11 protein-coding genes are annotated in these 13,363 nt (G+C 64.0%); 6 read left to right on the top strand and 5 right to left on the bottom strand.

Annotation, left to right across the window (positions count from 1 at the left end; all coding sequences use genetic code 11):
- Nucleotides 1–172 precede the first annotated feature (172 nt).
- Nucleotides 173–1,171, bottom strand: a complete 999-nt coding sequence (gene hemB / locus Q0L30_RS17550; protein WP_296659022.1) for a porphobilinogen synthase — start codon at nucleotides 1,169–1,171, stop codon at nucleotides 173–175.
- 322 nt (nucleotides 1,172–1,493) lie between these two features.
- The gene (gene yihA / locus Q0L30_RS17555) at nucleotides 1,494–2,165 is read right to left on the bottom strand and encodes a ribosome biogenesis GTP-binding protein YihA/YsxC (RefSeq protein ID WP_296659024.1); all 672 of its coding nucleotides are present in this window, start codon (nucleotides 2,163–2,165) and stop codon (nucleotides 1,494–1,496) included.
- Between the two features lie 235 nt (nucleotides 2,166–2,400).
- Here yihA and Q0L30_RS17560 point away from each other — a divergent pair, with 235 nt between their 5' ends.
- From Q0L30_RS17560 to msrQ, 5 genes are all read left to right on the top strand, one after another.
- Complete coding sequence (locus Q0L30_RS17560) at nucleotides 2,401–3,087, top strand: c-type cytochrome (protein ID WP_296659027.1); 687 nt, start codon at nucleotides 2,401–2,403, stop codon at nucleotides 3,085–3,087.
- Between the two features lie 130 nt (nucleotides 3,088–3,217).
- Nucleotides 3,218–5,452: a cytochrome c biogenesis protein ResB gene (locus Q0L30_RS17565; RefSeq protein WP_296659029.1), complete on the top strand. Its 2,235-nt coding sequence runs from the start codon at nucleotides 3,218–3,220 to the stop codon at nucleotides 5,450–5,452.
- A gap of 14 nt (nucleotides 5,453–5,466) precedes the next feature.
- Nucleotides 5,467–6,705: a c-type cytochrome biogenesis protein CcsB gene (ccsB, locus tag Q0L30_RS17570; protein WP_296659032.1), complete on the top strand. Its 1,239-nt coding sequence runs from the start codon at nucleotides 5,467–5,469 to the stop codon at nucleotides 6,703–6,705.
- 197 nt (nucleotides 6,706–6,902) lie between these two features.
- Nucleotides 6,903–7,904, top strand: a complete 1,002-nt coding sequence (gene msrP / locus Q0L30_RS17575; protein WP_296659034.1) for a protein-methionine-sulfoxide reductase catalytic subunit MsrP — start codon at nucleotides 6,903–6,905, stop codon at nucleotides 7,902–7,904.
- Between the two features lie 14 nt (nucleotides 7,905–7,918).
- Complete coding sequence (gene msrQ / locus Q0L30_RS17580) at nucleotides 7,919–8,665, top strand: protein-methionine-sulfoxide reductase heme-binding subunit MsrQ (RefSeq protein ID WP_296659037.1); 747 nt, start codon at nucleotides 7,919–7,921, stop codon at nucleotides 8,663–8,665.
- A 136-nt stretch (nucleotides 8,666–8,801) separates the two neighbouring features.
- Here msrQ and lysA read toward each other — a convergent pair whose 3' ends face one another.
- Nucleotides 8,802–10,061, bottom strand: coding sequence for a diaminopimelate decarboxylase (gene lysA, locus Q0L30_RS17585; RefSeq protein ID WP_296659039.1), 1,260 nt, complete (start codon nucleotides 10,059–10,061; stop codon nucleotides 8,802–8,804).
- Between the two features lie 9 nt (nucleotides 10,062–10,070).
- On the bottom strand, nucleotides 10,071–10,418 hold the full coding sequence (locus tag Q0L30_RS17590; protein WP_296659041.1) for a lipoprotein: 348 nt from the start codon (nucleotides 10,416–10,418) through the stop codon (nucleotides 10,071–10,073).
- Nucleotides 10,419–10,453: 35 nt separating this feature from the next.
- Here Q0L30_RS17590 and cyaY point away from each other — a divergent pair, with 35 nt between their 5' ends.
- Nucleotides 10,454–10,771, top strand: a complete 318-nt coding sequence (gene cyaY / locus Q0L30_RS17595) for an iron donor protein CyaY (protein WP_293033882.1) — start codon at nucleotides 10,454–10,456, stop codon at nucleotides 10,769–10,771.
- Nucleotides 10,772–10,870: 99 nt separating this feature from the next.
- Here the strand turns inward: cyaY and Q0L30_RS17600 are convergent, their stop codons facing one another.
- Complete coding sequence (locus tag Q0L30_RS17600; protein WP_296659045.1) at nucleotides 10,871–13,312, bottom strand: penicillin-binding protein 1A; 2,442 nt, start codon at nucleotides 13,310–13,312, stop codon at nucleotides 10,871–10,873.
- Between the last annotated feature and the right edge of the window lie 51 nt (nucleotides 13,313–13,363).

Below are 13,363 nucleotides of genomic sequence, written 5' to 3' on the forward strand. Positions count from 1 at the left end.
GCAGACGCCGTCGGCGTCGGCATCCGCTACGCCGACGCGGGCCGTGCTGAATTTGCCCACCGGGCGATCGTAAGCACACCGCACGGCTTCGCGTAACGCGCCGTCCAGCAGCGGCGCAAATAAAAAAGGCACGTCTTCAGACGTGCCTTTTTTGCATGAAGCGCAGCGCTGCTTACTTCTGCGCGCGCAGCAAGCGTGCGGCGTCGAGCGCGAAGTAGGTGAGAATGCCGTCCGCGCCCGCGCGCTTGATCGCGAGCAGCGATTCCACCATCGCCTTGTCGTGGTCGAGCCAGCGGTTCTGCGCCGCGGCCTTGAGCATCGCGTATTCGCCGCTCACCTGATAGACGTAGGTCGGGAAGCGGAATTCGTCCTTCACGCGGCGCACGATGTCGAGATACGGCATGCCCGGCTTCACCATCACCATGTCGGCGCCTTCCTCGATGTCGAGGCGCACTTCGCGCAGCGCTTCGTCGCTGTTGGCCGGATCCATCTGGTAAGTCATCTTGTTGCTCTTGCCCAGATTCGATGCCGATTGCACCGCATCGCGGAACGGGCCGTAGAACGCCGAAGCATACTTGGCCGAATACGCCATGATCTTCGCATGGACGTGGTTCTCGCTTTCCAGCATCTCGCGGATCGCGCCGATGCGGCCGTCCATCATGTCCGACGGCGCGACGATATCGCAGCCCGCCTCGACCTGCGTGCGCGCCTGCGCGACGAGGATCTCGACCGTCACATCGTTGAGGACGTAACCATTCTCGTCGAGCACGCCGTCCTGGCCGTGGCTCGTGTACGGATCGAGCGCCACGTCGCACAGCACGCCCAGCTCCGGGAAGCGCTTCTTGAGTTCGCGTACGGCGTTCGGAATCGTGCCTTCGGGGTTGGTGGCCTCGATGCCATCGGGTGTCTTGAGCGACGGATCGACAGCCGGGAACAGCGACAGCACCGGCACGCCGAGTTCGACGCACTGCTCGGCGACGCCCATCAACAGATCGACCGAGAGGCGTTCAACGCCCGGCATCGACGGCACGGCTTCGCGCACGTTGCTGCCGGCGACGACGAACACCGGGTAGATCAGATCGTTAGTGGTCAGGATGTTTTCGCGCATCAGGCGGCGCGAGAAGTCGTCACGGCGCATACGGCGCGGACGATGATGCGGATAGAAGCTCATGTCGGCGGATTTTCTGAGTCGAAGTGGGTTCCCGGAGGCCCCGGAAACTTTTCAGGACAATGGTATATCATACCGATCGAGCGAGGCGCCCTGCGCCGGACTCCCCGCTTCTCCTCCCTGAGCGGGTGCCTGTCGTTTTTCGATAAGGCTGTTTAGCCCGCCGGCACTAACGGCGGGTTTTTTTATGTCCGCCCGAAACGGGCTGCGACGCCCGCCCATGTGCGACAACGTGAATCGGCCGGATCTTCGCCGTGACGTCCCCAAAAATGGACGCGAGAGGCGGATCGCATGCGGTGCTTTCCGCCCGCATGCGGCGACACCTTTATTTCACAGGGCTTTCAGCGGCTTTGCTCGCGTCGCCCTGGTCGGCGGGCGGCACGAGCCAGTTTTCGATCTGCGTGTTCGCCTCTTCCAGTCCCACGCGCTTGAGCGCCGAGAAAAGTTGCGCGCTCAGTTCGCCCTCGAAGCCCTGCTGACGGTATTCGTCGAATGCCTTTTTCGTCGCGCGCAGCGCGAGAACGGATTCTTGTCGAGTCAATTTGTCACATTTGGTCAGCAGCGCGTGGATCGGCCTGCCCGTCGGCGCAAACCACTCGATCATGCGGCAATCGAGGTCGGTCAGCGGACGGCGCGCGTCCATCATCAGGATCAGGCCGCGCAACTGCGCGCGCGATTGCAGATACTGGGACAGCAGCGCTTCCCAGTGCGCCTTCGACGCCTCCGGCACTTCCGCATACCCGTAGCCGGGCAGATCGACGATATAGCCCGAGGGAGCGTCGGCCGGACCGACCGCAAAATAATTGATGTGCTGGGTGCGCCCCGGCGTCTTCGACGCGAATGCGAGCCGCTTCTGGTTGCACAGCAGGTTGATCGCGGTGGATTTGCCGGCGTTCGAGCGGCCGGCAAACGCAATTTCCGGCCGCGCCGTGGCGGGCAGGTCGCGCAGATGGTTTACCGTCGTGAAAAAGCGGGCTTGGTGCAGCAGGAAGGCCATCTGGAAAACCACAATATGAGACAACTTGGCGGCTTTGCCGCAGGCCCGGAGGCGGCCGGGAAGGAATTCTGGATATCGGGAGGAGGCCCGACTGGCGCGGTTGCGTCCACCGCGCTATTGTACAATGCGACGATTTACTGAATACCTGTGAGGCCTGCGCGGACCTTTCGGGGCAGTTCGGTCTCTGTCGTACTTTGCAGAACCTTATTCCCACAAGACGAAACAAGGTGCGCGAATGAATCGACTGTGTAAGTCATTGAAGGTGCACGAATTTCTGGTGGTGGCAGGTCTTGCAGCAGGTCTCTCGATGATGTCGGCATCGGCGCTGGCCGATGCGGCCAAGCCGAATGCAGCGAACGCGGCGAACGCGGCGAACACGGCACACGGCCAGGCCATTGCCGCGCAGGTGTGCGTGGCCTGTCACGCTGCCGACGGCAATAGTCCGGCGGCCACGTATCCGAAGCTCGCCGGTCAGCATGCCGACTATCTCGTCAAGCAGATCACGGACTTCAAATCGCAGGGCGGCAAGCCGCCTGCACGTAGTAATCCGATCATGAATGGCCTCGCTGCGACGCTGTCGGATCAGGATGCAATCGACGTCGCTGCCTGGTTCGCCTCGCAGACAACCAAGCCCGGTTACGCGCGCGACGCGAAGACTGTGCCGCTTGGTCAGCGCATCTGGCGCGGCGGCATTGCGGAGAAGGGCGTTCCGGCCTGTGCGGCGTGTCATGGGCCGACCGGTCAGGGCATTCCGGTCCAGTATCCGCGCCTGTCGGGCCAGTGGGCGGACTATGTCGCGGCGCAGCTCAACGCGTTCCAGCAAGGCACGCGCAACAATAGCGAGCCGATGCGGCAGATTGCGCGCCGGATGTCTGATGATGAAATCAAGGCCGTCGCCGATTACGCCGCCGGTCTGCACTGAAAAGGCGTGGCGCACAGCGGGTGCGCCAGCCGGTCGAAGAATAAGAGGGGGAGAGCGCCGCAGGTGTTGCAGCGCTGCCCCCTTTTTGCTGTCCGGTGACGATCGCGTTGCCGTTTGATGTGGAGTTGGAATGAGCGTCACCCCGTCGGGTCTGCAGTCGAACATGCGCCAGAAGGCGTTCAGGAACGCCATCGAACTGCTCAGTTCGATGCGCTTTGCCATTGCGCTGCTAGTCGTGCTTGCGATCGCGAGCGTCATCGGCACCGTCCTCACCCAGGACGATCCGTATCCCAATTACGTGAACCAGTTCGGCCCGTTCTGGGCCGACATCTTCCGGTCGCTGAGCCTCTATACGGTCTACAGCGCCTGGTGGTTCATGACGATCCTCGGTTTTCTCGTCGTGTCGATCTCGCTGTGCGTGATCCGCAACGCGCCGAAGATGATCGCCGACGCGAGGAGCTGGAAGGACAAGGTCCGCGAAGCCAGCCTGCACGCGTTCCACCATAAGGGCGAATTCGTGCACGAGGGCGCCACGCGCGCGCAGACGGCCGCGGCGCTCGGCAAGCTCACGCAGCGCCTCGGCTACCGGTTCGTCACGCGCGAGACGGAGGGCGCGACGCTCATCGCCGCCAAGCGTGGCGCGCTCACGAAGGTCGGCTATATCTTCGCTCACCTCGCGATCGTGGTGATCTGCCTCGGCGGGCTGCTCGACAGCAATCTGCCGATCAAATTCCAGATGTGGCTTTTCGACAAGACGCCGATCCGCACCGACGCCGTCATCAGGGACATCGCGCCCGAGCATCGCCTTTCGGCGTCGAATCCGACCTTCCGCGGCAATGCGTGGGTGCCCGAAGGCCAGAACGTTTCGACGGCCATCCTCAATCAGCCCAACGGGATGCTGGTCCAGGACCTGCCTTTCTCGATCCAGCTGAACAAGTTCCGCGTCGATTACTACTCGACCGGTATGCCGAAGCTGTTCGCGAGCGACATCGTCGTGATCGACCACAAGACGGGCAAGCGCACACCGGCGCGCGTCGAGGTGAATGCGCCGTTCGAGTACGACGGCGTGTCGATCTACCAGTCGAGCTTCCAGGACGGCGGCTCGCACATGCAGATGACCGCGTGGCCGATGTCCGGCGCGAGCGCGAAGAGCTTCCCGTTCGGCGGCACGATCGGCTATTCGGCGCCGTTGCTCGCCCCGGCGGGCGACACGGTGCCGGGCATGAACGGGCAGAGCATCGAATTCGCCGATTTTCGCGCGATCAACGTCGAGAACATGACGAACGCCAACGGCGCGAACGACGCACGCGGTGTCGCCCACACGTCGATCAAGCAGGCTTTCGACGAGCGCCTCGGCTCGGGTGCGAAGACCTCGAAGCCGACTGACTTGCAGAACATCGGGCCTTCGGTGCAGTACAAGGTGCGCGACAAGGATGGCCAGGCGCGCGAGTACGACAGCTACATGATGCCCGTCGAGGTCGCCGGTTCGCGCGTGTTCCTCGCGGGCGTGCGCACGACGCCCGAGGAACCGTTCCGTTACCTGCGCATTCCGGCCGACAGCAGCGGCACGATCAAGGAGTGGATGCTGCTGCGCGCGGCCTTCGCGGATCCCGCGTTGCGCGAGCAAGCGGCGCAACGTTTTGCCGCACGTGCGGTTCCCAATGCGAACAAGGAACTGCAACAGCGTCTGGAAGAAAGCTCGCTGCGTGTGCTGACCCTGTTTGCCGGCAATGGCCAACCGGGCGTGAACGCAGCCAGTCCGGAGGACGCGGGCGGCTTCCAGGCGGTGGCGGCGCTCATCGACAAGTCGGTGCCGAAGGATCAGCAGGAAAAGGCTGCGGACACGATGCTGCGCATGCTGAACGGCCTGACGTGGGATCTCTGGCAGCTCGCGCGCGAGCGCGCGGGCGAGGCGGATCTCAAGCCCGACGCCACATCCGGGCGCTTCGTGCAGGATTCGATCAACGCCGTTTCGGACAGCTTCTTCTACGGCGCGCCGGTTTTGCTCCAGCTCGATTCCTTCAAGCAGGTGCAGGCGTCGGTGTTCCAGCTGACTCGCGCGCCGGGCAAGAAAGTCGTGTATCTTGGCAGCTTGTTGCTCGTGATCGGCATCTTCTGCATGTTCTACGTGCGCGAGCGACGGATGTGGTTCTGGCTTAAGGACAACAACGGCCGCGGCGTGAGTGTGACCATGGCGATGTCGACCGCACGCCGGACCCTCGACTTCGAAAAGGAGTTTGCCCGTACCCGTGACGCGGTAGGCCGCGTACTGGGATCCCGACCGGCAGGCCACGAAGGCACGGACGGCAGGGACGGCGAAAGCGGGTCGGACCAGGCGTCACGGTCCACGGTTACTCACGATTAATAGCGGAACGTTTCATGGATTTGAGTCAGGTTTCCTCTTCCGCGAGCGCACGGCGTGCCAGCCGTGCGTCGAATGCGGACGCTGTGCGCAACGCTGCGAATGCGCACGATTCCTTTCAGGACGCGCTCTTCGACGAACGCCCGTTCCTGCGCCGACTGACGCTGGTGGACTGGCTGTTCGCGCTCGCGCTCGTGGCCGGCGGGGTCTTCGCGTTCTCGCATTACCACGCGTACATGCATTACTACGACAAGCTGGTGCTGTCCGGCACCGTGCCGGCGCTGGTCGTGCTCGGCTGGCGCTGGAAGCCGTCGCGTCTCCTGATGGCTTCGATCGCGGTGTTGTCGATCGGCGCGATCCAGATCTATCAGGGCAACCTCGCGCGCGCCGAATCCACGTTCTTCCTCAAGTACCTGCTGTCGAGCCAGTCGGCCATTCTGTGGATGAGCGCGCTCTTCGTCTTCGCGACGTTCTTCTACTGGGTCGGACTGCTCGCGCGCTCGGAGACGGGCGGTGCAATCGGCATGCGGCTCACGTGGGTGGCGGTGCTGATGGGCTTCACCGGATTGATGGTGCGCTGGTACGAGTCGTACCTGATCGGCGCGGACGTCGGCCACATTCCCGTCTCGAACCTCTACGAAGTCTTCGTGCTGTTCTGCCTGATCACGGCGCTCTTCTATCTGTATTACGAAAAGCACTACAACACGCGCGCGCTCGGTGCGTTCGTGCTGCTCGTGATCAGCGCGGCGGTCGGCTTCCTCATGTGGTACTCGGTCTCGCGCGACGCCCAGCAGATCGAGCCGCTCGTGCCCGCGCTGCAGAGCTGGTGGATGAAGATCCACGTTCCGGCCAACTTCATCGGTTATGGCAGCTTTGCGCTGTCGGCGATGGTCGGCGTCGCGTACATCCTGAAGGAACGCGGCGTGCTGGCGGACCGCCTGCCCACGCTCGACGTGCTCGACGACGTCATGTACAAGTCGATCGCCGTCGGCTTTGCGTTCTTCACGATCGCGACGATCCTCGGCGCGCTGTGGGCCGCGCAGGCCTGGGGCGGCTACTGGAGCTGGGACCCGAAGGAAACCTGGGCGCTGATCGTCTGGCTCAACTACGCGGCCTGGCTGCACATGCGGCTCATGAAGGGGCTGCGCGGCGGCGTGGCCGCCTGGTGGGCGCTCACGGGCCTGCTCGTGACGAGCTTCGCGTTCCTTGGCGTGAACATGTTCCTTTCGGGTCTGCATAGTTACGGCAAGCTGTAACTTTCGCGGCCCTAGGGACGAACTAACCGTCGGATGCTTTGCACCGACGGTTTTTTTTCGTCTGCCAGGAAGATTTCGGCGCCGCGCGTGTTTGTTCCGGTGAGGACCTGAATTCGCCGTCGCTGCAGCCGTTTTTTCCAGCGTGAACGCAGTGCGGCGGGTGCAGGTCCAACTTCTGTTCTGATCGGAGCGGCATCATGTGGACGAGGCGCAGCAGCAGGATCATCCTCAACGGCGACGACATCGCCGCAAGTGAAATCACCCCCCAGCGGATCTTCGAACAGCGCCGGCGCGTCCTGCAGGCGGCCGGGGCGATGGCGCTCGGCGGCGTGGCGGGCACATTCGGCGCGCAGAATGCGTTCGCCGAATATGCGTCACCCGATCCGAAGGCGCTGAAACTTGCCGCGAAAACCGACACGAAATTCGTCGCGCTCGACAAGGTGACGCCGTTCAAGGACATCACCACGTACAACAATTTCTACGAGTTCGGTACCGACAAGAGCGATCCCTCCGAGCATGCGCACACGCTGCGGCCGCGTCCGTGGCGGGTGAGCGTCGAGGGTGAGGTGAAGAACCCGAAGGTGTATGACATCGACGCGATCCTCAAGCTCGCACCGCTCGAAGAGCGCGTGTACCGGCACCGCTGCGTGGAGGGCTGGTCGATGGTCATTCCGTGGATCGGCGTGCCGCTTTCCGAACTGATCCGCCGCGCGCAGCCGACCGGCAACGCGCGCTACGTGCAGTTCGTCACGCTCAACGATGCTTCGCAGATGCCCGGTCTCGCCGATCCGATCCTCGATTGGCCGTACTCCGAAGGGTTGCGCATGGACGAGGCGATGAATCCGCTGACGCTGCTCACGGTCGGCGTCTACGGGCAGGTGCTGCCGAACCAGAACGGTGCGCCCGTGCGTGTGGTCGTGCCCTGGAAGTACGGCTTCAAGAGCGCCAAGTCGCTCGTCAAGATCCGCTTCGTCGAAGCACAGCCAAAGACCAGCTGGAACACCTACGCGCCGAACGAATACGGCTTCTACTCGAACGTGAACCCGACCGTCGACCACCCGCGCTGGAGCCAGGCGACGGAGCGGCGCATCGGCGAGGACGGCTTTTTCACGCCCAAGCGCAAGACGCTGATGTTCAATGGTTACGGCGAGCTGGTTGCGTCGATGTACCAGGGCATGGATCTGCGCAGGAACTTCTAGGGCGCGAGGCCGCGATGGAGCAACCGATGGAAACGACGACGACATCCGGTGTCGTGCCGCGCCCCGCGAGTTCGAGCGCGAGTTCAAGCATGATTGCGCGCGCCGCGATGAAGCGCGACGCCGCGACGGCTGCCGTAGCCGGGCCACGCTGGCTTGGCTGGACGAAGATCGTCGTCTTCGTGGCCGCGTGGTATCCGCTTGCGCGTCTTGTCCTCTTCGGCGTGACCGGGCGGCTCGGTGCGAATCCGATCGAGTTCATCACCCGCTCGACCGGGCTCTGGACGCTCGTGTTCCTGTGCATCACGCTGGCCGTCACGCCGCTGCGCAAGCTCACCGGATGGCCGACGCTGATCCGCTTTCGCCGCATGCTCGGCCTCTATGCGTTCTTCTACGCGTCGCTGCACTTCGTCACGTATGTCTGGTTCGACAAGTGGTTCGACGTCGTGGAAATTTTCAAGGATGTCGGCAAGCGGCCGTTCATCACCGTCGGCTTCACGGCGTTCGTGCTGCTTCTTCCGCTGGCCGCGACCTCGCCGCGCGCGATGGCACGGCGGCTTGGGCGGCGCTGGCAGACGCTGCATCGCCTGATCTATGCGATCGGCGTGCTCGCGATACTGCACTTCTGGTGGATGAAGGCCGGCAAGCACGACCTCGCGCTACCCAAGCTCTATGCGGCGATCATGATCGTGCTGCTCGGCTGGCGGATCGGTGCGTGGTTGCTGGCGCGCTACCAGTTGCGTGCTGGCGGGCGCACGACGTAGAACTTGCCGCTGGCGGCGCAGTAAAAAAGGCGACGCTTCGAAAGAAGCGTCGCCTTTGTTTTGGCGCTGTGCCGTGTTGTGCCGCGTTGTACCGCGGTTGTACCGATACTTGCAGCGGCGTCTGTGCGCGCGAGCCTTAGTCCGGCAGCAGGTTTTCACCGGCAAAGAGTTGCGCGACCGTCTCTCGCGCCCGCGCGACGTGAACGCGCGAGCCGTCGACCATCAGCTCCGCCGCACGCGGACGCGTGTTGTAGTTCGAGCTCATCGCGAAGCCATATGCGCCCGCCGAGCGGATCGCGAGCAGGTCGCCCGGCTCGATCGCGAGCGTGCGCGCCCGGCCAAGCCAGTCGCCGCTCTCGCACACAGGACCGACCACGTCATAGGTCTGCGCGGGCGTGCTGCGCTCGACCACCGGTTCGATCGCGTGATACGCGTCGTACATCGCGGGACGCGCGAGGTCGTTCATCGCGGCGTCGACGATGGCGAAGTTCTTTTCCGCACCCGGCTTCAGGAACTCGACGCGCGTGAGCAGCAAGCCCGCATTGCCCACGAGCGAGCGGCCCGGCTCGAAGAAGACTTCGCGCTGGCCGCCGTGCGCGTCGATGCGATCGAGCACCGTCCGCACGAACGCGCCGATCTCGGGCGGCGTCTCGTCGTCGTAACGGATGCCGAGGCCGCCGCCGACGTCGATATGGTGAATCTTCACGCCATCCGATTCGATCTGGTCGACGAGTTCGAGCAGCTTTTCAATGGCGTCGAGATACGGCTCGATTTCGGTGATCTGCGAGCCGATGTGGCAGTCGATGCCGACCACTGCGAGATGCGGCATCGCCGCGGCGGCGCGATAGGCTGCGCGCGCGTCTTCGAACGCGACGCCGAACTTGTTCGCCTTCAGCCCCGTGGAAATGTAGGGGTGCGTTTTCGGATCCACATCCGGGTTCACGCGCAGCGAGACCGGTGCTTGCTTGCCGAGCGCGCCCGCCACGGCGTTCAGACGGTCGAGTTCGGGAATCGATTCGACGTTGAAGCACTTCACGCCCGCTTCGAGCGCGATGCGCATTTCGTCGGCGGTCTTGCCGACGCCCGAGAACACCACGTTCTCGGCTTTGCCGCCCGCAGCCAGCACGCGGGCGAGTTCGCCGCCCGAAACGATGTCGAAGCCCGCGCCGAGGCGCGCGAACAGATTGAGCACTGCGAGGTTGCTGTTCGCCTTGACCGCGACGTGGACCGAGGCGCGCCGGCCGGCGCACGCGTCGGCGTAGGCGTGCCATGCAGCACTGAGCGCCGCGCGCGAGTACACGTAGAGTGGCGTGCCGAACTGCTCGGCGAGATCGCTGGCGCGAACGTCTTCGACGTAGAGCGTGCCGTCGATGCGGTGAAAAGCGGACTGGGTCATACGGGCATCTTATTCGGTTGGCGTGGCGCTGGCGGGCGCAGGCGGACTTGCCGGCGCGGACGGCGTCGTGCCGAGTTCGGTATCGGGAGACAGCGTGAGCGGATTGCCCGACGTGTCGGGAATCGATTCGGCCTCTGCGCCGGATGCGCCCGTTGCTGCGGCAGGCGCGGCTCGTCCGGTGTCCTGCGTCTCGAAATTGGGCTTGGCCGGAAGCGGCGGAACGGTGGGCAGGTAGAGCGGCCCGCGCTGCCCACAGCCGGTAAGGGCAACGGCGGCAAAAACCGCCGAAACGGCTAAAATTGCGCCGCGCGTTGCAACGCCAGGCGCCGCTGCGCGCATCCTGAAAATGACACGCATAATTGTTCCTGAATGAATAACCGGTGGAGTTTAGCATGACCGACAGTGACTACCTGAGCCGGGCGGAAGCCGTGCTGGCAGCGGTGGAACGTGCCGTCGACGAGGCCGATGCCGATATCGAACTCGAACGCAGCGGCAATGTTCTGACGCTTGAATTCCACAACCGGACCAAGATCATCGTCAATCTGCAGCCGCCGATGAGCGAGATCTGGATCGCAGCAAAAGCCGGTGGTTTTCACTACCGCTTCCGGGATGGCGAATGGCGCGACACGCGCTCGGACTCGGAGTTCTTTTCGGCGCTCTCGGCCTATGCGACCGAGCAGGCGGGCGAGCCGGTTCGCTTCACGCCCTGATCCGCCCTGACCGACACCGACTGGCCGTGACGCGCGCCCGGGGGAAGGCGGTCTTTGAACCTCGGGCTTTGGGTTTCGGACCTCAATTCGGATATCCAGTCAGTGCCCGCGGAACAGCTTCATGATGTCCTCCTTCTCCTGCGCATTGACATGCTCGGGCTCGGGCGCCGCGGCTCCATTTGCGGCTGCGGCTTCGCCCGGCACGCCGCTTGCCGCCGTATCGAGCGTGGCCTGACTGATTCCCACGGTCGACACGAACCCGTGCCCCGGCGTGAGATCGGCGTAATACAACTCGTTGCCTAGCGTGACGACGCCGTCCGGCATCGGCATCTGGTAAGTCGGCACACCCTTGAGCGCGCTCGCCATGTAGTCGATCCAGACCGGCAGTGCGAGGCCGCCGCCCGTTTCCTTGTCGCCGAGGCTGCGCGGATTGTCGTAGCCGAGCCAGGCGATGGCCGTGAGCGTGTGCTGGTAGCCGGCGAACCACGTGTCGCGCGAATCGTTCGTCGTGCCGGTCTTGCCTGCGAGGTCGGTGCGCTTGAGGACGTTCGATTTTGCGCCCGTGCCGTGCTGTGCGACGCTCGTCAGCAGGCTGTTCATGATGTACGCATTGCGCGGATCAATCGCGCGCGGTGCATTCTGCCCGGCGACGATAGGCTGCGCCTGCGCGATCACGATGCCGCGCTGATCCGTGACTTCGGCGATCAGATACGGATTGACGCGATAGCCTCCATTGGCAAAGACGGAATAGCCCGCCGCCATCTGCAGCGGCGTGACCAGACCGGCGCCGAGCGCCATCGGCAGATAGGCGGGATGACGATCTGCGTCGAAGCCGAAATGCGTGATGTACTGCTGCGCGTACTTCGTGCCGATGTGGCTGAGGATACGGATCGACACGAGGTTTCTCGACTTCTGAAGCGCGGTGCGCATGGTCATCGGACCGTCGAAGCCGCCGCCATAGTTCTTCGGCTCCCACGGCTGGCCGCCGGTTTCCGCCGCACTGAAGAAGAGCGGCGCATCGTTGATGATGGTGGCCGGACCGAGCCCCTTGTCGAGCGACGCCGAATAGACGAACGGCTTGAAGCTCGACCCCGGCTGACGCCACGCCTGCGTGACGTGGTTGAACTTGTTCTTGTTGAAGTCGAAGCCGCCGACGAGTGCGCGGATCGCCCCGCTCTGCGGCACCACGGAGACGAATGCCCCTTCGATCTGCGGCAACTGCGTGATCGACCATTCGCCCGTGTCGCTGTCGTTGCTGTTGTGCGTCACGCGGATGATCGCGCCAGGCCGGATGCGCTGCCGAGCCGACGCACGCGGACCGAGCGCGAACTGCGCAAAGCGCAGGCCGTCGCCGTGAAGCCTGGCGACGTTGCCGTCGATGAACGTGACCTGCACCTCTTTCGGGCTCGCCGCAGTCACGACCGCCGCGACGAGCTCGCCGTTGTCCGGGTGATCGAGCAGGGCGTCGTCGATGGCCTGCTCGCGCTCGTCCGCGTCGGCAGGCAGCTCGATGAACGCTTCGGGCCCGCGATAGCCGTGGCGCCGCTCGTAATCGAGCAGGCCCTTGCGCAGCGCGTGGTACGCGACGTCCTGGTCGGCTGAGTCGATGGTGGTGACGACGTTCAGTCCGCGCGTGTAGGCCTCTTCGCGATACTGCGCGTACATCAGTTGCCGGACCATTTCGGCGACATATTCCGCGTGGACGCTGAATTCCTTGCTTGCGCCCTTCACGACGAGCGGTTGCCGCGCCGCCTCGTCGTACTGCGCCTGCGTGATGTAGTGCAGTTCGAGCATGCGCTGGAGGATGTAGTTCTGTCGCACCTTCGCGCGCCGCGGATTCACCACCGGGTTGTAGGCGGACGGTGCTTTGGGCAGACCGGCGAGCATCGCGCACTCGGCGAGCGAGAGGTCCTTCAGATTCTTGCCGAAATAGATGCGCGCCGCGCTCGCGAAGCCGTACGCGCGCTGCCCGAGGTAGATCTGGTTCATGTAGACCTCGAGGATCTGGTCCTTCGAGAGCTTCGTCTCGATCCTGTAGGCCAGCAGCATCTCGTAGACCTTGCGCGTATAGGTTTTCTCGCTCGTCAGGAAAAAATTGCGCGCGACCTGCATCGTGATCGTGCTCGCGCCCTGCGTGGCGTGCCCGTTGGTGAGCGCAACGAAACCCGCGCGCGCAATACCGGCAAGGTCCACGCCGCCGTGATCGTAGAAGCGGGCGTCCTCGATCGCGAGCACGGCGTTTTTAAGATTGTCCGGCACATCCTGGATGTGGACGACGTCGCGCCGCTCTGCGCCGAATTCGCCGATCAACACGTGGTCGCGCGTGTAGATGCGCAGCGGAACCTTGGGCCGGTAATCGGTGAGTGCGTCGAGGGGCGGCAGCCTGGGGAGGGCGAAGATCAGTGCGTAACCGGCCACCAGCGCGACGCAGACGGCGCCCGCCACGCTCAACCCGGCGAAGCCGATGAGCAGCTTCGCCCACCATGGGCGCCGACGCTTTGGCGGCGGTGGCGTGGACGATGAAGACGAGGTTTCTTGCATACCGGCACCGAAAAAACAGTCCCGCGATTATAGCTGTCCGGCTGGTAATCT

The organism is Paraburkholderia sp., assembly GCF_024281035.1.
In the GTDB taxonomy this organism is placed as follows: Bacteria; Pseudomonadota; Gammaproteobacteria; order Burkholderiales; family Burkholderiaceae; genus Paraburkholderia.

What these genes read in the sequence shown, in the direction of transcription:
- hemB (WP_296659022.1), bottom strand. Translation starts at nt 1,171, where the DNA reads ATGAGCTTCTATCCGCATCATCGTCCGCGCCGTATGCGCCGTGACGAC.
- yihA (WP_296659024.1), bottom strand. Translation starts at nt 2,165, where the DNA reads ATGGCCTTCCTGCTGCACCAAGCCCGCTTTTTCACGACGGTAAACCAT.
- Q0L30_RS17560 (WP_296659027.1), top strand. Translation starts at nt 2,401, where the DNA reads ATGAATCGACTGTGTAAGTCATTGAAGGTGCACGAATTTCTGGTGGTG.
- Q0L30_RS17565 (WP_296659029.1), top strand. Translation starts at nt 3,218, where the DNA reads ATGAGCGTCACCCCGTCGGGTCTGCAGTCGAACATGCGCCAGAAGGCG.
- ccsB (WP_296659032.1), top strand. Translation starts at nt 5,467, where the DNA reads ATGGATTTGAGTCAGGTTTCCTCTTCCGCGAGCGCACGGCGTGCCAGC.
- msrP (WP_296659034.1), top strand. Translation starts at nt 6,903, where the DNA reads ATGTGGACGAGGCGCAGCAGCAGGATCATCCTCAACGGCGACGACATC.
- msrQ (WP_296659037.1), top strand. Translation starts at nt 7,919, where the DNA reads ATGGAGCAACCGATGGAAACGACGACGACATCCGGTGTCGTGCCGCGC.
- lysA (WP_296659039.1), bottom strand. Translation starts at nt 10,061, where the DNA reads ATGACCCAGTCCGCTTTTCACCGCATCGACGGCACGCTCTACGTCGAA.
- Q0L30_RS17590 (WP_296659041.1), bottom strand. Translation starts at nt 10,418, where the DNA reads ATGCGTGTCATTTTCAGGATGCGCGCAGCGGCGCCTGGCGTTGCAACG.
- cyaY (WP_293033882.1), top strand. Translation starts at nt 10,454, where the DNA reads ATGACCGACAGTGACTACCTGAGCCGGGCGGAAGCCGTGCTGGCAGCG.
- Q0L30_RS17600 (WP_296659045.1), bottom strand. Translation starts at nt 13,312, where the DNA reads ATGCAAGAAACCTCGTCTTCATCGTCCACGCCACCGCCGCCAAAGCGT.